Annotated in this window: 13 protein-coding genes; 4 read left to right on the forward strand and 9 right to left on the reverse strand. The window is 72.8% G+C overall.

From position 1 onward, the window contains the following. Positions 1-40: 40 nt before the first annotated feature. Positions 41-1,651 carry a hypothetical protein gene (locus AB0F88_RS09720; RefSeq protein WP_362679705.1) on the reverse strand — a complete coding sequence of 537 codons (1,611 nt, stop codon included), beginning with the start codon at positions 1,649-1,651 and terminating at the stop codon, positions 41-43. Positions 1,652-2,134: 483 nt separating this feature from the next. On the opposite strand from AB0F88_RS09720, the gene AB0F88_RS09725 reads away from it, so the two are divergent. Both AB0F88_RS09725 and AB0F88_RS09730 read left to right on the forward strand, forming a co-directional pair. Continuing rightward, positions 2,135-8,911 (forward strand): amino acid adenylation domain-containing protein, encoded by a 6,777-nt coding sequence (locus tag AB0F88_RS09725; RefSeq protein WP_362679708.1) that lies wholly within the window; start codon positions 2,135-2,137, stop codon positions 8,909-8,911. Positions 8,912-9,033: 122 nt separating this feature from the next. Then, complete coding sequence (locus tag AB0F88_RS09730) at positions 9,034-9,390, forward strand: acyl carrier protein (protein ID WP_362679711.1); 357 nt, start codon at positions 9,034-9,036, stop codon at positions 9,388-9,390. A 37-nt stretch (positions 9,391-9,427) separates the two neighbouring features. On the opposite strand, the gene AB0F88_RS09735 is transcribed toward AB0F88_RS09730, so the two are convergent. Beyond that, the gene (locus tag AB0F88_RS09735; RefSeq protein WP_362679714.1) at positions 9,428-10,252 is read right to left on the reverse strand and encodes an MBL fold metallo-hydrolase; all 825 of its coding nucleotides are present in this window, start codon (positions 10,250-10,252) and stop codon (positions 9,428-9,430) included. Positions 10,253-10,302: 50 nt separating this feature from the next. Then, on the reverse strand, positions 10,303-11,184 hold the full coding sequence (locus AB0F88_RS09740) for a LysR family transcriptional regulator (protein WP_362679717.1): 882 nt from the start codon (positions 11,182-11,184) through the stop codon (positions 10,303-10,305). A 112-nt stretch (positions 11,185-11,296) separates the two neighbouring features. Between AB0F88_RS09740 and AB0F88_RS09745 the strand changes: the two genes are divergently transcribed. Next, on the forward strand, positions 11,297-12,007 hold the full coding sequence (locus tag AB0F88_RS09745; RefSeq protein ID WP_362679720.1) for a hypothetical protein: 711 nt from the start codon (positions 11,297-11,299) through the stop codon (positions 12,005-12,007). 302 nt (positions 12,008-12,309) lie between these two features. On the opposite strand, the gene AB0F88_RS09750 is transcribed toward AB0F88_RS09745, so the two are convergent. Both AB0F88_RS09750 and AB0F88_RS09755 read right to left on the reverse strand, forming a co-directional pair. Beyond that, complete coding sequence (locus AB0F88_RS09750; RefSeq protein ID WP_362679724.1) at positions 12,310-13,203, reverse strand: serine/threonine-protein kinase; 894 nt, start codon at positions 13,201-13,203, stop codon at positions 12,310-12,312. Between the two features lie 25 nt (positions 13,204-13,228). After that, a complete protein-coding gene (locus AB0F88_RS09755; protein ID WP_362679727.1) occupies positions 13,229-15,193 on the reverse strand; it encodes an N-6 DNA methylase in 1,965 nt (654 codons plus the stop codon). Between the two features lie 84 nt (positions 15,194-15,277). Here AB0F88_RS09755 and AB0F88_RS09760 point away from each other — a divergent pair, with 84 nt between their 5' ends. Beyond that, positions 15,278-16,081 carry a protein phosphatase 2C domain-containing protein gene (locus tag AB0F88_RS09760; protein WP_362679730.1) on the forward strand — a complete coding sequence of 268 codons (804 nt, stop codon included), beginning with the start codon at positions 15,278-15,280 and terminating at the stop codon, positions 16,079-16,081. Between the two features lie 145 nt (positions 16,082-16,226). Here AB0F88_RS09760 and AB0F88_RS09765 read toward each other — a convergent pair whose 3' ends face one another. The 4 genes from AB0F88_RS09765 to AB0F88_RS09780 form a co-directional block, all read right to left on the reverse strand. Continuing rightward, on the reverse strand, positions 16,227-17,057 hold the full coding sequence (locus tag AB0F88_RS09765) for a phosphoribosylaminoimidazolesuccinocarboxamide synthase (protein WP_362679733.1): 831 nt from the start codon (positions 17,055-17,057) through the stop codon (positions 16,227-16,229). Positions 17,058-17,286: 229 nt separating this feature from the next. Further along, on the reverse strand, positions 17,287-17,649 hold the full coding sequence (locus tag AB0F88_RS09770) for a DUF488 family protein (protein ID WP_362679736.1): 363 nt from the start codon (positions 17,647-17,649) through the stop codon (positions 17,287-17,289). A gap of 153 nt (positions 17,650-17,802) precedes the next feature. Beyond that, positions 17,803-22,806 (reverse strand): DNA repair ATPase, encoded by a 5,004-nt coding sequence (locus tag AB0F88_RS09775; protein WP_362679739.1) that lies wholly within the window; start codon positions 22,804-22,806, stop codon positions 17,803-17,805. Further along, positions 22,803-24,956 (reverse strand): flotillin family protein, encoded by a 2,154-nt coding sequence (locus AB0F88_RS09780; protein WP_362679742.1) that lies wholly within the window; start codon positions 24,954-24,956, stop codon positions 22,803-22,805. Before AB0F88_RS09780 ends, AB0F88_RS09775 begins: the two co-directional genes overlap by 4 nt. Positions 24,957-24,960: the final 4 nt, after the last annotated feature.

Raw genomic sequence — 24,960 nt, forward strand, 5'->3', positions numbered from 1 at the left:
CTCGTCGTGTCACCGCCGTGTCGGCGGCGGCCGTCTCGCGTCAGGTCGCCGGTCCCGCGCCGCCGAGCACAGGGGGGCTCCCCGCGCACTCCGACGCGGCCCAGACCATCAGGTCCTCGACGTACAGGAGCATGTCCTCCGCGGTCTCCCCCCAGCCGGTCGCGTCGCTCCACTGGAGGCTGAACACGGCGCCCGCGGGGCGGTGCAGGACGGTCATCATGTAGCGGGCGCCCAGCGGGCGGGGCGGTGAGAAGGTGACGACCCGGTCGTCCTCGTCGCCGGGGAACCCGTCGTCGCCCGGCGGCCACAGCGTGTTGAGGTCGTCCGCGACCCCCTCGTCCATGTAGCTGAACCGGGGATAGGCCACCCCGGTCTTGTACAGGCCGCCGAGTATCTCCTCGCACATCCGTTCCGTGGCGTACGGGTCGGCGTTGGCGAACCGGTGGCCGGACAGCTGCTGGGCGGCGCAGTCCGCCAGCGCCCTGCGGTACGCGGCCCCCGGCGAGCCGGTGGACACGGCGGGCAGGAGCACGGGCATCGTCATGGTGGCCTTGCGCACCGACCGTTCCGCCCCGGCGGAGAAGCGGTTCGCCGAGATCGCGAAGATCCCGGCCCGCGACGACCGTTCCACCGCGCAGACGGCGGTGCCGAAGGCGAGGAGGAAGGCGGCGGAGGGGGAGACGCCCGTCGCCCGCGCTATGGCGCCGGCCGCCGACCCCGCGCGGCGGGACGTCAGCCAGCAGGAGCGGAACTCTCCCTGACCGGACCCACCGGGTCGTGACGCCTGACCGGACCCACCGGGCCGTGACGTGCCGGGCCGTGACGTGCCGGGCCGTGACGCGCCGGGCCGTGACCCACCGGCCTGTGACCCACCGGCCTGTGACCCACCGGCCTGTGACCCACCGGCCTGTGACCCACCGGCCTGTGACCCACCGGGCAGTGCATCGCCGGGTCGCCCGAGAAGGGCTCGCGAGGGCGCGAAGGGCACGTGGCCGTCGAGCGCCTTGCCGATCTCGCCCAGCCGCCGCTCCCAGTAGCCCAGGGCCCGCCGCTGGTAGGCCCGCCCGGCGGGGGAGATCTCGGAGAGGGCGACGTCGATCGGCTGCTCGGGGGCGGGGCCGGAACCGAACGGCTCGCGGCCCGCGGCACGCGCGCGCAGGGCGTACCTCAGGTCGTCGCAGAGGACCCGCATCCCCCAGGGGTCGATCGCGACGTGGTCGACGACGAGGTCGATCCGGCGCACGCGCCCACCCGCCGCGTCCAGGACGACCTTGACGGGCCACTGCTCGCCGATCCTGAAGCAGGTGCGCCGCCACGGGGTGTCGAACCGCCGCCTGAAGGACGTCCCGTCCTCCACCACCTGGATCACGTCGTCCAGCCGGTCGTCGACCGGGCGGACGTACTGGAGGCTGTCCTCGCGGCCCGCGCGGCGGACCAGCGACCGCAGTCCCTCGTGCCGGGCGAGGACGTCGCGTACCGCCGCGACGACCTGGCCGACGGGCAGGTTCCGCCCCGGCAGGGCGGCGCAGATGTTGTCCTCGTAGGAGGTGTCCGTGTCCGTGGGGATCCACTGGATCCACTCGTGCTGGGCCCAGGTGAGCGGCCCGTCGCGCACCGTCCTCGCGTCCGGAGACCAGCCGGGTCCGGTCAACAGAGCCCCCGCCTTCGAATATCGGAAATCCCTCCCGAGGCCGGACGCCGGCAATGGCGCGGGCGGAACGGCGAGCGGGGGGAGAGAACGTCGTGGGCGAACGCCCGGACCGGATCCGGCGCGATTCCGCGAGCCGCGCGACCCGCCCGTGAGGCCGCTCGCCCACAATGATCAGACACTCCCGGCGGCGGCGCGGTCAACCTCCCGTCCCCGCCTTCACGGCGTGGGCACCGGCAACTAGTGTCAGGCAACATGATGTCAGCGGCACGCCCGGCGGCGGCGCGGACGGTCCGGAGCGAAGTCAGCGCCTTCTCCGAAGGCGGCACCGATATCCGGCGTTAATGTCTACTCCTTGCGGATTTATGTTTTTATCTGACAGTCTTTTGTCGTGATTATGAGGGATCTCCTTTCGGGCTCGCGGTCTGCCAGTAGGGAGGCCGTCATGAGAACGGTTCCCGCGCCTCTCCGGCGGGAGGTCTAGGGATGGACATGCTCGCGCGGGGGGACGCGCGGGACGGGATCACACCCCGGCCCGATGGCATCCGCGAGCTGCCGCTCTCGTTCGGCCAGGAGCGCATGTGGTTCCTCGACCGGCTGGAAGGGGCCGGAGGCGGCGGCGCCCACAACGTCTTCATCGCCGAACGGCTCCGGGGATCGCTCGACCCGGACGCCCTGGAGCTGGCGCTCGCCGAGATCGTGGCGAGGCACGAGATCCTGCGGACCCGCTTTCCGAGCAGGGACGGCGCTCCCGTCCAGGTCGTCGACGAGCCACACCCGACCGGCGACCGGCCGTACCTGAAACTGCTGGACCTGTCGGATCTTCCCGAGGCGGAACGTGAGGCGCGGACCGCGCGGCTCGTCCGGGAGCAGATCGAGCGGCGGTTCGACCTGGCGGGCGAGCCGCCGCTCCGGGCAGGCCTGTTGCGCCTGTCCGAGCGGGAGCACGCGATCTACGTCGTGTTCCACCACATCGCCGTGGACGGCTGGTCGATCGGCGTGTTCGCGCGCGAGCTGGCCACGCTGTACGCGGCGTTCCTGGCCGGTGAGCGGCCGTCGTGGGAGCCGCTGCCGATCCAGTACGCGGACTTCGCGCTGTGGCAGCGCGAGCGGCCGGACGATCTGGCGGACGGGCAACTCGGTCACTGGCGGCGAAGGCTGGCCGACCCGCCGGCGCTGGAGCTCCCGACGGACCGGCCGCGTCCCCCGGTCAGGACCTCCGAGGGCGGCTGCGCCCTGCTCCTGCTCCCCGCCGAGCTGGCCGACGCCGTCGACGGGCTCGCCCGGCGCACCCGCACCACGCCGTTCATGGTGCTGCTCGCCGCGTACATGGTCCTGCTGTCGCGCCGCTCCGGCCAGGAGGACATCTGCGTCGGCACGCCGATCGCCGGACGGGACAGGGACGAGCTGGAGCCGCTCATCGGGCTCTTCCTCAACACGCTGGTGATCCGCGGGGACCTGTCGGGCGACCCGACCTTCGGGGAACTGCTCGTCAGGGTCCGCCGCGCGGCCCTGCAGGCGTACACCAACGCGGTCCTGCCCTTCGACCGGCTGGTGAGCGAGCTGAACGTCCCCAGGGACCTCAGCCGCACGCCCCTCTTCCAGGCCCAGCTCGTCCTGCACGACTATCAGGGCACCGCCCTCACCCTGCCCGGCGTCACCGCGGAGGCGGTCGACCTGGGCGACGCGCGGTCGGCGAAGTTCGACCTGTCGCTGGAGTTCGGGCGGCGGGACGGCGACCTCGAACTCTCCCTCGTCTACAGCACCGCCCTGTTCGACCACGCCACGGCCGAGCGGATGGCGGCGCACGTCGCGGTCATGCTGCGCAGGGCCGTCGAGGACCCCGGCACGCGGCTGTCGGAGCTCGGCCTCCCCCCGGAGGCCGAACGCGAGCTGGCCCTCACCGTGTGGAACGACACCGCCGCCCCGCGCCCGGAGGCCACCCTCCACGACCTGGTCGCGGGCGAGCCCGGGACGGTCGCGGCCACGTGCGGCGGGCGGAGCCTGACGTACGCGGAACTGGAGACGAGCGTCAACCGGCTGGCCAACCGGCTGCGGCGCGAGGGCGTGCGGCCCGGCGCCGTCGTGGCCGTGTGCGCCACCCGCTCGCTGGAGACGCTGGTCGCGCTGCTGGCCGTGATGAGGGCGGGCGGCGCCTACCTGCCCCTCGACCCGGACTACCCCGCCGAGCGCCTCGCCTTCGTGCTGCGCGACTCGGGCGCGGAACTGCTCCTCACCGAGGAGCGCGTGCGCGGACGGCTTCCCGAGGACGCCGGGAGCGGCGGGAGCGGCGAGAACGGCGGGAACGGCGGGAGCGGCGGGAGCACAACCCGGGTGCTGTTCATCGAGGACCCCCTGGCGTTCGCCGGTGAGCCCGGCACGCCCCCCGCGCCGCTCGCGACGCCGGACGACCTCGCGTACGTGATCTACACGTCGGGCTCGACGGGCCGCCCCAAGGGGGTCGCGATCGAGCACCGCGCCGTGGTCAACCTGCTGCTGGCCATGCGGGACCTGCTCGGCGCCGGCCCCGGACACGTCTGGCTGGCGCTCACCTCCCTGTCGTTCGACATCTCCGTACTGGAGTTCTTCCTCCCGCTGGTCAGCGGCGGCCGGGTGGTCGTCGCGGGCGGCACGGAGGCGCCGGACGCGCTCGCGCTGGTGAGGCTCGCCGCCGCGCACGGCGTGACGCACGTCCAGGCCACGCCGTCGGGCTGGCGGGCGCTCCTCGACGCGGGATTCGACGGGCCTGGGGTGACCGCCCTGGCCGGGGGCGAGGCGTTGCCGCCCGCCCTCGCCCGCGCGCTGCGAGGGCGCGTGCGGGCGATGTGGAACGTGTACGGGCCCACCGAGACGACGATCTGGTCCACCTACGAGCCGGTGCCCGCCGAGCCCGGGCCGGTGGCGATCGGCAGGCCGCTGGCCAACACCCGTGTCCACGTGCTCGACGACAGGCTCGACCCGGTGCCCCTCGGGGTGGTCGGCGAGCTGTTCATCGCGGGGACGGGGCTGGCGCGGGGCTACCTGAAGCGGCCGGGCCTGACCGCGGAGCGCTTCCTGCCCGACCCGTTCGGCCCGCCGGGGTCGCGTCTGTACCGGACCGGCGACCGGGTGAGATGGCTGGCGGACGGGCGGCTGGAGTTCCTCGGCCGGGCCGACGGCCAGGTGAAGCTGCGGGGCCACCGTATCGAGCTGGGCGAGGTCGAGGCCGTCCTGGAGACCCACCCCGAGGTCTCCCGCGCGGTCGCCGCGATCGTCGACGACACCCTGGTGGCGTACGTGGTCGGCGTCCCACCCGTCGCCGGAGAGAACCGTGCCACCGGAGCCGGAGCCGGAGCCGAAACCGAGGCCGGAGCCGGAGCAGGCGCAGGAGCAGGAGCAGGAGCCGGAGCCCGGGCCGAAACCGGGGTGGGAACCGAAGCAGGAGCAGGAGGCGTCGCGGGCGCCGGCACCACCGCGGTCACCGGGGCGGTGGATCTCGCGAGACTCCGGGAGCACGTCGCGCGGTCGCTGCCCGCGATCATGGTGCCCGCGGTCGTGGTGCCGCTGCCCGCGCTGCCCCTGACCCCGAACGGCAAGATCGACCGCAAGGCGCTCCCCGCGCCCGGCAGGCCGTCCGCCGGGCACGGCCGCCCGCCGGAGACCCCCCTGGAGCGGCGGGTGGCCGGGATCTTCGCCGAGGTGCTCGGCGTGGCCGCCGACCGGCTCGGCGCCGACGACGACTTCTTCGGCCTGGGCGGGCACTCGCTGCTCGCGGTCAAGGTCACCGCGCGGATCGCGGCGCTGCTCGACGTGGAGGTTCCCGTCAGGGAGCTGTTCGGCCGGCCGACGATCGCCGGGTTCGCCGAGGCGGTCGGCGCCGCCGTGTCCGACCCCGCGGACGACCGCGACGGTCGTGCCGTCCCGTTGCGTCCGCGCCCCGACGGCGCGCCGCTCACGCTCTCGCCCGCGCAGGAGCGGCTCTGGCTCCTGCACCGGCTCGATCCGGACGACGCGGCGTACAACATGTTCAACGTCTGGCGCCTGCGCGGCGATCTCGACACCGCCGCGCTGGAACACGCTCTCCGGGACCTGGCGGCGCGGCACGAGACCCTGCGCACCCGCTATCCGGAGATGGACGGCGGGCCGGTCGCGATCACCGACCCCGCGACCGGTCCGCTGATCGAGCACATCGACCTCTCCGGCGGGGAACCGGCCGGAGGCGTGCTCACCGGTGGAGAGCCGGCCGGAGGCGGGCGGGGAGAGCGGCTCGCGGGAGGGGCCGTCCCCGGAGCCGCCGGAGGAGAGAGCGGCGAGGGACTCGCGGGCAGGGAGCGGGAGGCGCGGCGGCTGGTCGCGGAGCGGACCAACGCCCCCTTCGACCTCACGGGCCCGCCCCCGTTCCGGGTCAGCCTGCTGCGCCTGGCAGAGCACGACCACGTGCTCTGCCTCGTCCTCCACCACATCGCGGGCGACGGCTGGTCGCTCAACGTCCTGGCCGACGACCTGGCCGCCCTGTACGCCGCGCACCGGAACGGGACGGAACCCGGTCTCGCCGAGCCGCCGGTGACGTACGGGGACATCGCGTTCTGGCAGCGGAGCCGCGACGACGGGGCGGCGTTCGGCTACTGGCGCGAGCGGCTCGCCGACCCTCCCGTGCTGGAGCTGCCGCTCGACCACCCCCGCCCGCTGATATCCGCTCACACCGGGGGATTCCACTCCTTCCGCCTGCCCGCCGATCTCGCCGCGCGGCTGGAGGAGGTGGCCCAGGAGTGCGGGGCGACCCTCTTCATGGTGCTGCTCGCCGCGTACCAGGTGCTGCTGGCCCGCCACACCGGCCAGGACGACATCATGGTCGGTTCCTCCTACGCGGGGCGGGACCGCGTCGAGCTGGAGCCGGTCGTCGGCTATCTCGCCGGCACCCTGGTCCTGCGGGGCGACCTGTCGGGAGACCCCTCCTTCACCGACCTCGTGGGCCGTACGCGGAAGATCCTGCTGGAGGCGATGGCCTACCAGGAGGTGCCGTTCGAGAAGCTCGCGACGGAGCTGGAGGTGGAGCGCGGCCTGAGCCGTACGCCGCTCTTCCGGACCATGGCCATCCTGCACAGCCAGGACGACGGCACCAGGGACTCCCTCGCCGACCTGGACCTGGAGTTCTTCGACGCCGGATACCGGCAGGCCAAGTTCGACCTCATGCTGGAGATGTGGCGGGACGACGACGGGCTCTTCCTGGTGCTCGGCTACGACGCCGAGCTGTTCGAGGCCGAGACCGCCGCCCGCCTCGCGGGCCGGTTCGCCGTCCTGTGCCGCTCGATCGCCGCAGACCCTGGCCGGGCCCTCTCCGCGCTGCCGCTGCGCACCGACGAGGACGACGCCCGGCTGCGGGTCCACGAGGAGGCGACGGCCCTCCTGCCCGGTCCCCTCGTGCCGGACCTCGTCCGGGAGGCGACCGCCCTGCACGCGGACGCGACCGCGGTGGGCTGCGGTGACGAGACGCTGACCTACGCGGGCCTGGAGCGCCGCGTCGCCGCGCTGGCCGCACTGCTCCGGCGCCGCGGTGTCGTACGGGAGACGGTCGTCGCGGTCCTGGCGGACCGGTCGATCGACGTCGTCGCGGCGATGCTCGCCGTGTGGCGCGCCGGTGGCGCCTACCTGCCCGTCGACCCCGAACTCCCGGAGGAACGGGTCGGGACGCTCCTGTCCGGCAGCGGGGCCGCCCTCCTGGTGACGGCCCGCCGCCCCGGCGGCCCGCCGCCGGGGGACGTCCCGCTGCTGGTCCTGGACGACCTGGAGCCCGGGGAGCCCGGGGAGCCCGAGGAGACCGCGCATCTCGTCGACGGGGACGACGCCGCGTACGTCATCTACACCTCGGGGTCCACCGGGCGGCCCAAGGGCGTGGTGGTGGAGCACCGGGCCCTGGCCGACCGGGTGGCCTGGATGAGGGAGGCGTACGGGCCGGGGCCGGGGGACCTGGTGGTCCAGTTCGCCGCGCTCGGCTTCGACGCGCACGCCGAGGAGATCTACCCCGCGCTGGCCTCGGGGGCGGCCCTCGAACTCCTGCCGGGCGGCGCGGTCACCCTTCCCGAGGTGCTCGCCGGACCCCGGGGGCGCGAGGTGACCGTGCTGGACCTGCCGACCGCCTACTGGCACCGGCTGGTCGACCAGATCGACGAGGTGGCCTGGCCGGAACGGTTGCGGCTGGTCATCCTCGGCGGCGAGCAGGTGCACGCTGAGGCCGTGGCCCGCTGGCGGGAGCGGTTCGGCGACCGGGTCCGGCTGGTCAACACCTACGGGCCCACCGAGGCCACGATCATCGCCACCGCGGCCGATCTCGGCTCCGCCGACACCGAGGGACGCCCGCCGATCGGGCGGCCGATCGGCGGCACCCGGGCGGTCGTCGTCGACCCCCGCGTACCGGCCGGCGTCTCCGGAGCGCCTTCGCACCGCGCGCCGTCCGAGCCCCCGCACCGCGCGGCGCCCGGCGACCCGGGAGGGACTCTCCGCCGCGTGCCGCCCGGCGCCCCGGGGGAACTGCTCCTGGGCGGCGCGGGGCTCGCCAGGGGCTACCTCGGACGTCCGGACCTGACCGCCGAGCGTTTCCTCGACGACCCGGAGGCGGGGCGGCTCTACCGCACCGGAGACCTGGTCCGGTGGCGCGCGGACGGCCTGCTGGAGTTCCTGGGCCGCGTCGACGACCAGATGAAGGTCCGCGGGTTCAGGATCGAGCCCGCCGAGATCGAGGGACGCCTCCTCGCCCACCCCGGCGTACGGCAGGCGGCGGTGACCGCCCGCGAGGACAGGCTGGTCGCCTACGTCGCGGGCCCCGCCGACCCGGCGGAGCTCCGGCGCGACCTCGCCGCGGGGCTCCCGCCGTACATGGTTCCCGACGTCTGGGTGACCCTGGACGAGCTGCCGGTGACCACCGGAGGGAAGATCGACCGTCGCGCGCTGCCCGCGCCCGGCTTCGACCTCGACGAGGACCGGCCGTTCGTGGAGCCCAGGAACGACGCCGAGATCCTCGTGGCGGGCGTCTGGGAGGAGGTGCTGGGTGTCGGCAAGATCGGCGCGCTCGACGACTTCTTCGCGCTGGGCGGCCACTCGCTGCTCGCCGTGCGCGTCGGCTCCCGCCTGCGCAAGGCCGCCGGGATCGACGTTCCCGTCCGCGAGCTCTTCAGGAACCGCACGGTGGCCGATCTCGCGGTCGTGGTGGAGCGGATCCTGATGGAGGAGCTGTCCGCGCTGACGGACGAGGAGGTCGCCCGGATGCTCGGCACGGACGGTTCCTGACCACCTCACCCCTGATCACCCTGGCCCGCCCCCCACGACGACCGGCGGGCCGGGGAGGAGTCCGACGCCCTCCCGGGACCGGAACCCGGGGGTCTCCCACTGTCTCCCACCGGAGGTATCGAATGAGTCACCCAGACGTCGCCGGTCCGGCGGAGCCCGCCGGTCCCGCCGGGCGGGCCGCCGCGGTCGATCGGGCCGGGGAAACGGCGGGAGAGGGCGATCCCCTTTCCGGGGACTCCCTGCGGGTGTGGCTGGCCGGGGCCCTGTCCACGGCGTGTGACGGGGAGATCTCCGCCCGGGAGATCCTCGACTCCGACACCTCGTTCGTCGCCATGGGGGTCACCTCGATCGCGACGATCCGGCTGGTCGACGCCATCGAGGCGGAGCTGGACGTCATGATCGACTTTGGCGGTGACACCTGGTTCCTCCAGGACCTGGACGCCCTGACCGCCTACCTGACCGACCTCACCCACCCCTGACGGGATCCGTCCCTCCGCTCTCGGGACCCGGCCCCCGTCAGGGGTGGCCCGCGCGGCCGAGGGCGATCCTGGTGGTCTCCTCAGGGTACGGCGACAGGTGTACGGCGTCGGCGGGGGACAGGGAACCCGCCGTCACCTGGTCGCAGAGACGGGCCAGCGCGGAGATCTCCGCGTGCTGGGCGACGACGAACGCGCGGCCGACCGGGTCGCCGTGACCGGGAACGACGACCGCGCCACCGGGGCCGGGGCCCCCGTCGAGCAGGTCGAGCAGCCCGGCGACCGTGGCGGGCCATTCGAGGGGGTAGGCGTCCTCGTAGGCGGGCGGCGCGCCGTTCTCCACGAGGTCCCCGGCGAAGATCACCCCGGCGTCCGGCACGTGGACGACCATGTCGTTGCCGGAGTGGCCGCGGCCGAGGTGGGCCAGGACGACCGGGCGGCCCCCGACGACCAGCCGGGCCCGGTCGGTGACGAGGTGGTCCGGTGGCACGATCTCTGTCCGCGCGATGTCGTCGGCGACGTCCGGGCGCCCCAGATCCCGGTAGTAGCGTGCCCACTCGTCCCTGGCCCGGCCGCCGTTCTCGATCAGGTCGGCGCGGCAGTCCTCGTGCGCCCAGACGGGACGGCCGAGGAACGGCCGGGTGCCGAAGCTGTGGTCGAAGTGCGAGTGGGTGATCGCCACCGTCCACGGGTCGGGGGTGATCCGTCTCACCTCCGCGAGCAGCTCGGCCCCCTGCCGCCCGTCCCCTCGCGTGTCGACCACCAGGCAGCCGCCGTCGCCCATGACCAGCCCCACCGACAGGTCCAGCTCGGCGTACCGCCGCACGAGCACCCGGTCCGCCACCTCTACCCATCGACCTTCCACGGGCCGTATTCTCCCCGATCGCCGGGCCCGGCCGGTGAACGACCTCCGGCTCACCGCCCGAGGGGGCCGGTCTCCAGGATGGCCTCGGCCAGGGCGGCGATCAGGGGGGAGTGCCGGGTGCTGTCCCAGGCCAGCACGACCCCGCCCAGCGGGGCGTCGGCGACCGGAACGTAGGTGACGTGAGGCCTCGGGAACAAGGAGGCGATCGCGGACGGGAAGAACATCACACCGCGCCCCGCCCGGACGTACTCCACGATCTCCTCTATGTCGTGCACGACGGGCCCGGAGCGGGGCCGGCTCCCGTCGGGGCGTGGGTCGATTCTCCAGAAGGCGTTCCACGCCGGGTCGGCGTCGGCGTAGTGCAGGACGGGCTCGTCGGCGATGTCGTCGATGCTCAGCGAGGTCTTGCCCGCCAGAGGGTGGTCGGCGGGCAGCGCGACGGTGAACGGCTCGTTGTACAGGAACATCGTGCTCAGTCCCTCGGGGACCAGGGGGAGCCGGACGAAGCCGACATCGACGCGGCCGTCGAGCAGAGCCTGGTCGTAGTCCTTCCAGCGCAGGCGCTTGAGGTGGATGATCACGTCGGGGTGGCGCTCGGCGAAGCACTGCAGGGCCGGGGCGGTGTCTATGCCGAGCATGAACCCGACGGTCAGGTGGCGCCCGTCCTCGCCGGCGCGGCGCGCCCTGTCCCGGGCCGCGTGGCTGGCGGCGAGCAGACGCCCCGCGTCGTGCAGGAGCTGCTCGCCCGCGGGAGTGAGGGTGACCTCCCGGCTGGTACGGACGAAGAGGTCGACGCCCACGTCATGTTCCAGCTGTCTGATCTGCCGGGAGAGCGCGGGTTGGGTGATGTGCAGCGCTTCGGCCGCCTGGCCGAAATGCAGCCGCTCCGCCACCGCGATGAAGTAGCGAAGCTTGCGCAGATCAAGATCCATTCGAGCGCCACCCCCGCCCTGATCGCGTTCGTCGATGTCCGGAGGGCATCGATGACGTCAGAACAAGCCTTGGACTTATGGCGAAATCTGATGAAAGATTGGTCTAGACGGTGTGCGGCCCGATGACCAGCCAAAAGCCGTCACGCCTGACCTGTGCCACCTCATTCTCCTCGAGTCTGTCGTGCGCGCCGGCGCCGCCGCGGTGAACGCCCCGCCGCCGATCGAGCTCGATGCTCGCGAGGCCGGCCTGGTCGAGGTCATCGGGGTCGTCGCAGCTGGGACCTGGTCGTCCGGCCTCGGTTCACTGCTCGGCCCTTACCCCTTCGCCCGCTGCCCAACCGTCCCCGGCCGCGAGACCACGGAGGCGGTCACCGCCCCCGATCAGGGTGCCGACCGGCCGGGACATGGTTTCCGCGCGGCTCCGCGGACACCGCGACCACGCGGTCGGAATCATCTAGATCACCTCAAGAAAGGGATGTTCGTGAAGAAGGGAAATTCCGCTCGGGCGATCGCGCTCGCCTGTACGAGTGTCACGCTGTGGCTCGGCCTGAGCGCGCTGGGCGCGTCAGGGTGCGCGGCCGTGACCGGTGACGACGCCATGCGGGAATCGACGTCGATCACGGTGAGTAACTGCGACTTCCCGACTTCCGTCCGCCCTGACAGCACGTACGTCACAAGCTTCGGCAATTGTTACCTCTGCCTGTACGAAGAGGTCAGCGCGCACGCCAGATACCCCTGGCGCGACTACTACTGCACCTACAACCCCGATACCGACCTGAACGACCTGCATTACATACTGAAAATCCCGGGAAAGGGTGCCTGAGACGTCGGAACGGAGCACCGGGGGAGCGCCGGCCGCCGCCCGGCGCCCCCGGCGGGCGGCATGTGGGTGAGAACCCGCCCGGCGGCGCCACCGGGGCCGCGGACCCGCCGGCCCGGGACCCCTCAGCCCGGAGCCTGCCAGCCCAGAACCCGTCAGCCCGGGACCTGCCAGCCCGGGACCTGCCAGCCCGGGACCTGCCAGCCCGGAACCTGCCAGCCCGGGACCCCTCAGCCCAGAACCTGCCAGCCCGGGACCTGCCAGCCCAGAACCTGCCAGCCCGGAACCTGCCAGCCCGGGACCCGTCAGCCCAGGACCCGGCCGACCATCCGCGCGTACATCCGTCCCGGGCTCGGCACCGACGACGGGTGCAGGAAGCCGGGAAGCATCGGCAGGTCCACCGCGAAGGGCTGCAGCCGCTCGTACAGGACGTCGGCTCCCGAGGGACGGTCGTCGGGATCCTTCTCCAGCAGGTCGGCGACGAGGCGGTTCAGCTCGTCCGGGACGCCGGGCACCTCCGGCGGGCGTTCCTTCACCTGGCGTTCGAACACGGCGTACTCGGTGGGACCGGTGAACAGCTGACGGCCCGTCAGCATCTCGTGGATCACGCACCCGAGGGCGTAGAGGTCGCTGCGGGGACCGGACAGGCCGCGCTGGATCTGCTCGGGCGCCATGTACGACGGGGTGCCGAGGATCTGGCCCACCCTGGTGAACTGGGTCGAACCGGACTCGCGGAGCACGGCCAGGCCGAAGTCGAGGACCTTCACGCTCCCGTCGGGGCAGAGCATCAGGTTGGTCGGCTTCAGATCGCGATGGTAGATGGACAACGCGTGGGCGGCCGTCAGCACCGCGCAGGCCTGCGCGGCGATCGCCGCCGCCCACGGCACCGGCAGCGGGCCGTGCTCGCTGACCACGTCTGCCACGGTGACGCCCTCGATGAACTGCATCACCTGGAACAGCCGCTGGTCGAAGGTGCCGAAGTCGTACAGGACCGGGGCGCCGGGGTGCTCCAGCCTGGCCAGGATGCGGGCCTCGCGCAGGAAACGCCGCTTCAGTTCCTCGTCGGGGCCGGTGAGGAACTTCAGGAACTTGACGGCGACCCTGCGGTCGAGATGCTTGTCGTGGCCGCCGTACACGGCCCCCATGCCTCCCTGGCCGAGAGGAAGGTCGTCGAGCACGTATCGGTCGCCGATGACCATCGACCCTCCCCTGGACCTGCGGGCGTCACGCCCCTTGGTCGCACGGCCGGAGATGGCCGTCGACCAGTCCGTCAAAGCCTAGCCGGAGCAGCGTTTCCCCCAGCGTCCGCGTTTCGCGCAGTCTGTCCTCCAGGTCGAACAGCTCGCGGAAGACCGTACCGTACATCCGCTGGTCGGACAGGGGCAGCATGGGCACCCGTGCCCGTCGCACGTCGAGGCGGCTGGAGCTGGGATGGATCCTCGCCGCGTCGGCCGAGCGCAGGAACCCGGCCAGGAATCCGGAGTCGAGCCGCTGCGGGTCGACCCGGTAGAGGGTGAGCTGCGGGCCGAGCGCGGCCCCGCTGTGGGTGATCACCCTGACCGCGCCCAGCGCGGTGGTCACCACGTCGCCCGGCCTGATCATGACCAGGGCCGGGTCGAGGGTGGTGCGGCCCGAGGGCGGCGCGCCCGCCGCGGTGTCGTCGGCGGTCAGCACCGGAAGCGGGCCCTCGTCCGCGGACATCCTCGCGGGCGCCTGCAGGATCGTGATCAGCCCGGCCTTGGCCAGCTCGCCGACCGTGGTGGTCGGCAGGTCCTGCCGCTCGGCGAGCGGCTGGAGGGCGGGAGTGGCGTCCGGCAGCAGGGCCGAGGTCTCCTTGAACCTGGTCAGGGCGTCGGCGAAGGCGCGCAGGAAGTCGAGGCCGCCGTGCTGGGGACGGTGCCTGGACGGGGCGAGGTCGACCTCGTCGTCGAGCAGGTCGATGATCCGCACCGTCCGGCTCTCCCCGGACAGCTCGGCCTCCGGGTCCTCCATGTACGCGCGCCAGGCGGGCTCCACGATCGACAGGTCCTCGGCGGCGTCCACCACCAGCAGCTGCGACGGCGGACGCCCGCCGTCGGGCCTGCGGAGCATCCACAGGTCGGGGCCGCCGGGCGCCAGCGTCACCACGGCCCGCAGCGCCCCCGTCCGGAGCAGGTTGCCGCGGATCCGCTTGCCGGGACGGCGGCTGGCGGCGGCGGTGGGCATCAGGATCGCCACCAGTCCGCCCGGCCGCACCCTGGCCAGGCAGTGCTGCACCCAGGCCAGCTCCGACTCCCCGCGCGGCGGCAACCCGTACTCCCAGCGCGGGTCACCGGCGAGCTCCTCGTGCCCCCAGACCCGCTCGTTGAACGGCGGGTCGCAGACCACGGCGTCGGCGGGCTCACCGGCCAGGCCGTCCTCGCGCAGGGAGTCGCCGGCGACGATCCGCGCCTCGGCTCCGCGCAGCAGCAGGCGTACGGCGGTGAGCAGCGCGCTCGTCTCGTTGATCTCCTGCCCCATCAGGACGGCCCCGCGTCCCGCCCGGGCGCTCGTCCCCCGGCCCGTCGAGGCGCCGCCCCGCCCGGCCCGGGAGTCCGCGGCCAGCAGCAGTGTCCCGACGCCGCACGCGGGGTCGAGGACGACACCCCCGTTCCCGGCCGCCAGCCGGACCATGAGCGCGGCCACGTCGTCCCTGGTGACCGGGAGCTGGCGGGAGTGGGCCTCGGCGTAGCGCCCGAACAGGAACTCGAAGACCTCCAGAGGGCCGCGCTCGGCGGCCAGCTCGGCGACCAGCCGGACGAGGGCCAGGTCGTCCAGGCGCAGATCGGCGGAGCCGGGGAGATCCGTCGTCACCTCGGCCACGCGGGTGAGAGACTTCGTGCCATGATCACGCCAGGCGGTGGGCTCGCGGCGCAGGAACAGCAGGAACGCGCCGACCTTGGCCACCAGTTCGCCCAGCCTGAGGTCGTCGACCGAGGTGCGCATCCGCTGCCAGACCAGGTCGCCGAGCGAGACCTCGAAAGACTTGCCGTTCGCGCGCAGCCACACGGCGATCTCGGGCAGGGAGAACAGCGGGCTGGAGGTGGTGCCGCCCACCGGCTGGGGAAAGTCATCATGGCGGCGGCGCCAGTTGCTCACCGCTGCCCTGCCGACCCCGGCGAGCCGGGCGATGTCGCCCGCGTTCACGGTGATCTCCTGGCTCTCCTCCATGGTGGGCAACAGTAGTTGACTGTGCCGCAACGGTCTACAACGACTTTGCTTGTGAAGTGCTTCAACCAATGATTTACTGCCCTCATGGCACTGAACCAACCACTTGCACTGCGCTACGCGGCCCGCTCCGACGTGGGTGTCCGCCGTGAGGCCAACGAGGACTCGGGCTACGCGAGCGCGCGACTGCTTGCCATAGCCGACGGCATGGGTGGTCATGCGGGTGGAGAGGTCGCCAGCTCACTTGCCGTCACCGCCATGGCGAAGCTGGACGACACCCTGCCCGCCGGCGGTGTCGACCTGCTCGCCGCGCTGAAGGGCGCCGCCAGGGACGTGAACCACACGCTGCGCGACATGAGCGAGCAGGACCCCACGCTTCGCGGCATGGGCACCACCTTGACCGCCATGCTCTGGGACGGCGCCACCTTCGCCCTGGCCCACGTCGGGGACTCCCGGGCCTACATGCTGCGCGACGGCGCCCTTTACCAGATCACCCACGACCACACCCTGGTCCAGTCACTGGTGGACGAGGGGCGGATCACCCCGGAGCAGGCCGCCGAGCACCCGCGCCGGTCGATGGTGCTGCGGGTCCTCGAAGGCACCGGCGACGGCGAGCTGGACCTGTCGCTGCGCGAGGCCTATCCCGAGGACCGCTACCTGCTCTGCTCCGACGGCCTGACCGCCGTGGTCGGCCCCGAGACCCTGTTCAACACGCTGACCGAGATCTCCGACCCCGACGAGGCCGCCCGCTGGCTCATCGACCTGGCCAACCGGGGCGGCGGCCCCGACAACATCACCTGCGTCGTGGCCGACTTCGGGACGCCCACCGACGCGGCTCCGGCGGGCCCGACGATCGTGGGCGCCGCGGTCGAGCGGAGACTCTCCCTCTGACCCGCGGCCCCGCGGGCCCGATCCCCGGGTCCCGCGGGCTCCGGCTCTCCCGGCCTCGCGGGACCCGGCCCTCGCCCGCCGACGTCCTCGCCGGACGGGCCGGTCGGCGGACGTCCTCGCCGGACGGGTCACGAGCCCCCGGAACTCACCAGGTCTTGCCGGTGATGCGCTCGTACGCCTCGATGTAGCGCGCCCGGGTGGCCTCCACGACCTCGGCGGGCACCTCCGGGGCGGGTTCCTTCTTGTCCCAGCCCGTGCCGGTGGCCCAGTCGCGCACGTACTGCTTGTCGAAGGAGAACTGCGCGTGGCCGGGCTCCCACCGGTCGGCGGGCCAGAAGCGGGAGGAGTCGGAGGTCAGCACCTCGTCGCCGAGCACGAGCGCGCCGTCGGCGGCCCGGCCCAGCTCGATCTTGGTGTCGGCGATGATGACGCCCCGCTCCGCGGCGAGCTCGGAGCCGCGCCGGTAGACCTCCAGCGTGATCCGCCTGAACTCCTCGGCGGCCTCCGCGCCCTCCCGGGAGACGACCTCCTCGAAGGAGATGGGCTCGTCGTGCTGCCCGAGCGGCGCCTTGGTGCTCGGGGTGAAGATCGGCTCGGGGAGTTTGGAGCCGTCGACCAGTCCGGGCGGCAGCTGCACGCCCGAGACCGACCCGTGCGCCCGGTACTCCTTCAGCCCGCTGCCGGTCAGGTAACCGCGCGCGATGCACTCGACCTGCACCATCTCCAGCCTCCGGCACCGCACCGCACGCCCCTCGAACTCGGCGGGCACGTCGGTCGCCGAGATCACGTGGTTGGGCACGATGTCGGCGAGCTGCTCGAACCACCACAGCGACAGCCGCGTGAGGATCTTCCCCTTGTCGGGGATCGGGGTGGGCAGGATCACGTCGTACACCGACACCCGGTCGGACGCCACGAGGACGATGTCCCCGCGATCCTCGTAGACGTCGCGGACCTTCCCGGAATGAAGAAGCTTCACTGCGTTCCTTGCTCTCGCTCGACCCGGCGGCCGTCTGCGGGCCGCCGGTCGCTGACCGACACCTGCTCACCGTATTCGACACCCGGCGACGACCCGCGCCCGCCCTGCCGGACGACCGGCCCCGGCCCTGCCCATGTGCCGGGCCCGACCGGGACGAGAACGACGGCGGCCGTCGAGAACCACGGCCGCCCTCGCCTCCGCGTCAGGCCGGCGAGGAGCGCGACGTCCCTCACCCTCGCAACAGGCCGGCGAGGACCACGGCCTCGCTGATGTCGGCCTGCCTGGTCGCGGTCAGGAGTGTCACCGTCCGGCCTCTCGCCAGCTCCCGCAGGTGTTCCAGAGCGGCGGCCCGCTCGGGATCCTCGAGTTCGGCCCGGTACCGGCGGCCGAACTCCTCGAACCTGGCCGGATCGTGGCCGTACCACGTGCGCAGCTCGGTGGAGGGCGCCACCGCCTTGCACCACTCCTCCAGGTGCGCCTTCTCCTTGGACAGCCCGCGCGGCCAGATCCGGTCGACCAGCACCCGGGCACCGTCCTGGGGCTCCGGCTCCTCGTAGACCCGGCGCACCCGTACCTCTGGTTCGGCAGCCATACGGTGACCATTCCCCGGCGACCGGCGAGGGCAGCCACAGGTGGTGGCAAATGTCGGTGTGCGACGGGTCGAGGCCGGTGGAGCGGCCGAGGCGAGGTCGCCCGGTGCCGGGGTGCCCACCTCGCGGATCCGGCGGTGGCCCGGCCCCGGGTCTCACGGTTCGGGGGACAGGCGGTCGGCGGCGTGTTCGATGGCGGTGCTCACCCGGTCGGCCAGCAGGCCGACCGCGCCGACCGCGCGGGTCATCGGGTCGTCCTCGGCGCCGCCGAGGGCCTGGGAGCGGAGGTAGGCCGCCTTCACCTCGGCCCACCGCGCGGCCTGTGCGGGGGTCATGGTGCCGCGCAGCTCGGCCAGCTTGAGCAGGTTGGCCTCCGCGCCCGAGGTGAGGGTCTGGGCCTCGCCGAGGTAGTGGTCGTCGATCACGGCCTCCAGCTCGGCGTCGTTCATCACCGGGACGACCCGGGCCGCGAGCTTGTTCATGTTCCGGTACGAACCCTGGAGCTGGAACGGCGGCTCGGTCCGCGACGCGTCCGCCTGGGCGGCCGAGGCGATGTACGCCTGGTTGTTGGCCAGCACCACCCGCTGGATCCGCAGCAGCTTGCGCAGCACCGCGAGGACCTGTTCCAGCTCCACCGAGGAGTACGGGTGGGAGAGCTGGTCGGCCCGGACCCCCGAGTCGCCGCGCGCCAGCCGTACCAGGAGGCGGATGTCGCCCCGGTCGCGGGTGGAGAGCGGCGACAGGACCGGGTTGGAGGTGAGCGCGTTGTCGATGTAGCTCAGCGCGAACAGCTCGTCCCGCCCCGACAGCACGTCGCCCAGGTTCCACACGTCGGCGCGGTTGGCGAGCATGTCGGGGATGCGGAAGCGTTTGCCCGCCTCGGTGTACGGGTTGCCCGCCATGCAGACCGCGAAGCGCTTGCCCCGCAGGTCGTAGGTGCGGGTCCTCCCCTCCCAGACGCCCTCCATCCGGCGCTGGCCGTCGCACAGGGAGATGAACTTCTGCAGCAGCTCGGGGGAGGTGTGCTGGATGTCGTCCAGGTAGAGCAGGACGTTGTTGCCCATCTCCAGCGCGAAGGAGATCTTCTCGATCTCCTGCCGCGCCGTCGCGTCGGGCGCCTGCGCCGGGTCCACCGAGGTCACCAGGTGGCCCAGGGCCGGGCCGTTGACCTTGACGAAGATCAGCCCGAGCCGGTTGGCCACGTACTCCATGAGGGTGGTCTTGCCGTAGCCCGGCGGGGAGATGAGCAGCAGCATGCCCATCTGGTCGGTCCGCTTGGCGTCTCCCGCCGCGCCGAGCTGCTTGGCCAGGTTGTCGCCGATCAGCGGCAGGTAGACCTCGTCGAGCAGCTGGTTGCGGACGAAGGCGGTCATCACCTTCGGCCGGAACTCCTCCAGCCTCAGCCGCTCGCGCTCGGCCGCGACCAGCTCGTTGCGCCGCCGCTGGTAGGCGCGGTAGGCGGGGACGCGGTGGTCGCGGAAGTGCCGGGTCCTGGCGAGGAACTCGTCCAGGCGCAGCTCCATCGCGCGCCCGGAGACGCGGGGGTGCGCGCCGAGCAGCCCCTCGACCGTGGTGGTCAGCGCCGCCGAGGAGTCGTGCCGCGGCACCTCGCACAGCAGTACGGCCACCGCCTCCACCAGCTCCGCCGACCCGGCCCCCGCAGCCGTACCCGCACCCGTGCCCGGCTCCCGGCCGGAGCGCGGAGCCGAGACGTCGAAGGCGGAGAGCCACGCCTCGGCCAGGCGGTGGCGCGCGGCGAGGTCGTCGCCGAGCGCCCGCAGGTCGTCCTCGAACTCCGCGCGCGCCGGCCCCAGCGCCCGGTCGAACCGGTCGAGCAGCGACCGCGCCCCCGCGCTCGTCACGAAACCGAACGGCTTGCCCGCCAGTTCCTCGAAGAGATACTCCCCGGCCAGCTCGAAAAGGCTCTCGTCTCCTGTGTCGCCGTGCAGACCCCGGCTGAAGGACGCGATCGCGGAGCCGAGGGCGGCGCGGGTCTCCTTCACCGCCTCCACCCTGCCGAACAGGGTCCGGGCCCGCACGAGCGACGTCGCCCGGGTGGTCCACGCCGCCCGGGCGGCCTCGTCGGTGCCGAAGGCCCAGAAGAGCTGGGCGGCGGCCCTCGCGGCGGGCGGGTGGCGCAGCAGCCCCGCGCCCGCGTGCAGGCGGAGCGCGGCCTGGAGGATCGCGGTGGCGTCGTGGTCGTGGACGCCCCGCTCGTAGCCCTCGTCGTACCGGGTCTCCGCCACCCGGCGGACGATCTCCAGCAGCTCCCCGCCGGTCACCGCGGCCTCGTGCAGCGCGTCCAGGGAGACCGGGGCCCCGCCGGTGCCGGGGGACAGCGGCGTTCCGGCCTCGGCGGCGGCCAGGATCGAGGCGGCCAGGTGCTCGCCCCGGTAGACCTCCGGCGACTCCGAGACCGTCAGCTGGTTCCAGAACGGCCGGGTGTCCTCGAAGGCCGCGTCGCGCACCGGGGAGCGGTAGTCGGTCCCGGTGACGGCGAACGCCATCCGGTCCTCGTACGGGACCAGGGTGAGGTCGGCCGGCTGGGTGTTGACCGCGAACAGGTGACGGCCGAGCCGGATCGTCTCCCCGCCGTCGGTGTAGAGGTCGAGCCGGTCGCGCAGGGCGCGGCCCGCCTCCTGGCGGGCGGACTTGATCCGGCCTTCGAGCTCCTCCGCGCGCACCTGGTCGCCCAGCGCGCGCAGCTCCCCGGCCACGCCCCTCAGCTTGAGCACCATCGGGTCGGACCCGAAGTAGGTGTTGACCTCGTCCAGCGACGCCAGCCCGGCCACCCGCCGCCGCACGCTCGACAGGATCCGCGTGGCGGAGTCGGCCAGCCGGTCGGCGCGGCGGGCCCGCTCGTCGAGCAGCGCCTGGCGGCGCGAGGAGAACGCCTCGTAGACGTCCTCCCGCTTGGCGGCCAGCTGCCCCAGGAAGTCGTCGAACTCGGCGAAGCGCGACTCCAGGTTCTCCAGCTGGAGCATCAGGCGGCCCAGCTGCTCGTCGCAGCGCTCGGGGGTGTCGGACATCGCCAGCGCCCCGGTGATCGCCTGCCCCAGCAGGGCGTACTCGGCCGCGAAGGCCGCCCGCCCCTCACCGGCCAGCAGCTCCCCGCGCCGGGCCTCCAGCGTGGCGCGGGCGCGGTTGACCCCGCCGAGCACCTCGCCGACCCGTTCCAGGATGGCGGTCCGCACGGTGGCGTCGGCGATGTCGAGCGTGCCGACCACCTCGACCACGATCTCCAGGCCCCGGGCCTGCCGCTCCAGCCGCTCGCCGATCGGTCCGGCCTCGGCCACGGTCGCGATGGCGCCCGCATCGGAGACCAGCCGCTCGACCTCCGCGTGGTACCCGGCGAAGGCGTCGTCGCCCCGCAGGAATCCCGCCGCGCGCTGCGCGGTGCTGTCCAGCTCGGCCGCCAGTTCCGCGTCGAGCGCGTCGATCCTGGCGGTGTCGACGTGGCGCAGCTCGCGCAGGGTCACCAGGTGCCCCTGCGACCGCCGCAGCTCCGACAGCCGGTCGACCCAGCCCTGCGCGGACCCGGGCGCCTCGCCGCGCGCGTGCCGTACGAGCGCGGTGACCTCGGCGGCGGCGCTCTCCAGCGCCTCGGCGGCCTGCCGGGTGAGCGACTGGACCTTCTCGAACTCGTCCAGCACCTGCTCGGCGGTGGCCCGCAGGTCGGCGAGCGGGCCGCGCAGCCGGTGCTCGCCCAGCCAGTGGTAGTGGTCGAAGACCCGGGCGCAGGAGGCGATCAGCGCCTCGAAGACCGGGACGGACGGCGCCATCTCCTCGACCATCCGCGCCACCGACAGGCAGTCGGAGATGCCCCGCACCAGCTCCGCGTTGCCGATCCGCTCCAGCGGCCCGGTGCCGGCCGGGCGCCCGGCGGCGTAGAGGTCCGACTGGTAGGCCGTCTGCCAGACCTGCATGGGGTGGACGCGGGTGGGCTCGTCGGAGGTGGCCCTGAAGACGACCAGCGTGCCGTCGTCGAACAGCGAGTACCCGTGGCAGGACAGCGGAGTCTCCACCTGCTTGCGGATCACGTTGTACGGCAGCAGCAGCGACCGCCCCTCGGCGCGGGCGTGGAAGACGTACAGCACGTCCTCGCCGTTGGGGGAGCGGATGACCCGCTCGAACTCCAGCTCCGACACGTCGGTGTCGAACGTCTTGCTGACCCCGGTGGACAGGTAGTAGCCGCCGGGGAAGATGATCCCCTGGTCCTCGGGCAGGCGCTGGCAGGCCTGCCCGATGCCGTCGAGGCGGACCACGCCCTTGGTCCGGGTGTTGAACACCAGGTGCCGCCACTCGGGCTCCTTGTACGGCCGCACCCGCAGCAGGATCAGCGGGCCGATCCTGGCGTGGTGCACCTCCGCGTCGGCGAGGCTCTGCAGCGGCTCCGCGACGGGCTCGCGGTAGACGCCCTCCCCGGTCTCGGTGTTGTTCTCGATCTTGATGGTGAGGTCGCCGCCGACGGTCTCGACGAACACCTCGCCCTCGATCGAGATGTGCGGGTGGCGGCCCGTCACGTGGTCGTCGCGGGTGGCCGGGATCCACTCGAAGTCGTGTGAGGGCGGGAACGTGTGGTCGCGCTCCCCCCGGTCGTCGATGTAGGAGAGCGTGCCGTCCGCGCCGACCTGCCAGCGCAGCACGCGGGTGTCCTGCGGGCCGGTCCGGAAGACGGCCAGCATCTTGCCCTCGACGCGGCGCAGCTGGAGCAGCCGGGTCTCCCGGTAGTACCGGTAGAGCTCGGCGAAGTCCCGCTCGAAGCGCGGGTCGCGGAACATCGGCGCGGGGTCGAACCGGAACGCGTCCCCGCCGTCCCCGCCGTCCCTGACGAACGTGTGCACGGAGAAGACGTCCTCGACGGTCGTCTCCGGCTTCATCCCGATGAACACGTTGTAGCCGAAGAGCATGAGCCCGCCGACCGACACGATGTCGCGCGGCACGCAGTTGTTCTCGGTGCGTATCCGCTCGGTGCCGATCAGGCGCAGCTCGGCCCCGCCGAACACCGCCAGGCGCTCGGCGTTGAGCGCGTCGGACTGCCGGGCCAGCTCGGCGGCCTGCTCGGCCAGCCGGGCGCGGAGCACCTCGTAGGTGCCCGCGTCCAGCCCCGCCCCCTCGCCGGGGGCGCCGGTGACGGCCTCCGCCGTGGAGGACGTCACTGCTTGGCGGAACCGGCGGCGTTACCGGCGGAGTTGCCGGCGCCGGCATTGGTACCGGTGAGCGCGGCGACGGGGACCTCGGTCGTGGTGGCCGCCTGGGCCTCACCCAGCAGGCCGCGCAGCCGGTCCGCGTCGGGACCGCCTTCCTTGATCATTTTCATCAGCAGCGCGGACAGCGAGAGGTTCCGCACGTCGGCGGTGTCGATCGAGCCGAGGACCCTGCCCAGGTCGGCGGGGAGGCTCGCCGAACCGTCCAGGTACGGCCCGGCCAGCGTGCGGGCGACGTCGGAGTTCTCCACGAAGCCGTCCACGGCCTTGCCCATGCTGATCGAGCCCATCAGCCGGTCGAAGAACACGGTGTCGCCGCCGACGATGTCGATGTTGGCCTTGGACAGCCCGGCCGACACCACGGAGGCCTGCGCCTCGGCGATCTTGAGCTGGACGTTCACCCCGGCGAGGCGGATCTCCTTCTCGGCCTCCAGCCGCAGGCGGTACTCCTCGTGGGCACGGGTCGCGTCGGTGAGCGCGGCCATCGCTGCGGCCTTCTCGGTGAGACCCTCGGCCTCGGCCTTGAGCTTCTCGCCGACCGTCGCGGCGGCGGCCAGCGCCATGGCCTGCTCGCCCTCCGCCTCGGCCTTGAGCTTCTCGCGCACCGCGGTGGCCGCGGCGTGGGCCCTGGCCTGCTCGCCCTCGGCGACCGCCAGCGCCTTCTCCCGCTCGACGGCGGCCTCGGCGCGGCCGACCTTCTCGATCGCCGCGGCGTCCCGCTCGCGTACCTGCACCTCGGCCAGACCGGCGGCGGCCGCCTCGGCCTGCACGCCCTCGGCGAGACGGATCTTGGCACGGGCGTCGAGCTCGGCCGCCTGCTGCCGGGACTCGGCCAGCACCAGCGCCTCGCGCGCCCGGTGCTTGGACGCGGCCTCGGAGGCCTCGGCCGCCTTGATGTCCTTGACCAGGCTCTCCTGCGCCTCGGCCTCGGCCTGGATGATCACGGCCTGGCGGGTCCGCTCGGCCTCCTCGACCACGCGCAGGCGCTTGATGCTCTCCTCCTGCTCGGCGACCGTCTTCTCCACCACGATCCGCTCGCGGATCACCTCGGCGATGGAGCGCTTCTCGCCCTCCAGCTCCTTGTCCTTGGAGATGCGCGACAGCTCGGTCTCGCGCTCGCGGGCGATGACCTCCAGCAGCCGGTCCTTCTCGATCCGCTCGGTCTCGATGGCGAGGACCCGCTCGCGGTTCTTCGCCGCCACCGCGATCTCGCGGGCCTGGTTCTCCTGCTGGACGCCGAGCTGCTCGTCGGTACGCAGGTGGGCGGCGTGCGCCTTGAGCCGCTCCTCGGCCTGGACCTTGGCGGTCTCCGCCTCCTCGCGGGCGCGCATGGTCTCGACCTCGCGCTTCTGCTTGGTCTCCGCGTCGGCCTGGCGGCGCTCCAGCTCCAGGATGGCCTCCCGCGCGTCCACGTTCTGGCGGGTGATCTCCTTCTCCTCGCGCCGCTGGAACTCGTTGGTCCGCACGTGCTCGATGGCGGTCAGCTCGGTGATCTTCCTGATGCCCTGCGCGTCGAGGATGTTGTTCTTGTCCAGGGAGTGCAGGGCGGTCTGCTCGAGGTAGTCGATGGCCGCGTCCTCGAGGCTGTAGCCGTTGAGGTCGGTGCCGATGACCTGGATGATCTGGTCGCGGAACCGGTCGCGCTGGGTGTAGAGGTCCACGAAGTCGAGCTGCTTGCCGACCGTCTTGAGCGCCTCGGAGAACTTGGCGTTGAACAGCTCCTGCAGCGTCTCCTGGTCGCTCGCCCGCGCGGTGCCGATGGCCTGGGCGACCTTCACCACGTCCTCGACGGTCTTGTTGACCCGGACGAAGAAGGTGATGCGGATGTCGGCGCGGATGTTGTCGCGGCAGATCAGGCCCTCACGGCCGGTACGCGCGATCTCGATGGTCTTCACCGAGATGTCCATCAGCTCGGCCTTGTTGAAGACGGGCAGCACGACGGCCCCGGTGAAGGTGACGTCGACCTTGTTGATCTTCGAGATGATCAGGGCCTTGCCCTGCTCCACCTTGTGGAACAGCCGGCTGATCATGAAAAGCACGGCGATGACGACGAGGAGGACGACGGCGAGGAGAATGCCGAGCCCGGTGGAGATGACGTCCAATGTG

The organism is Streptosporangium sp. NPDC023963 (assembly GCF_040639135.1).
GTDB lineage: Bacteria > Actinomycetota > Actinomycetes > Streptosporangiales > Streptosporangiaceae > Streptosporangium.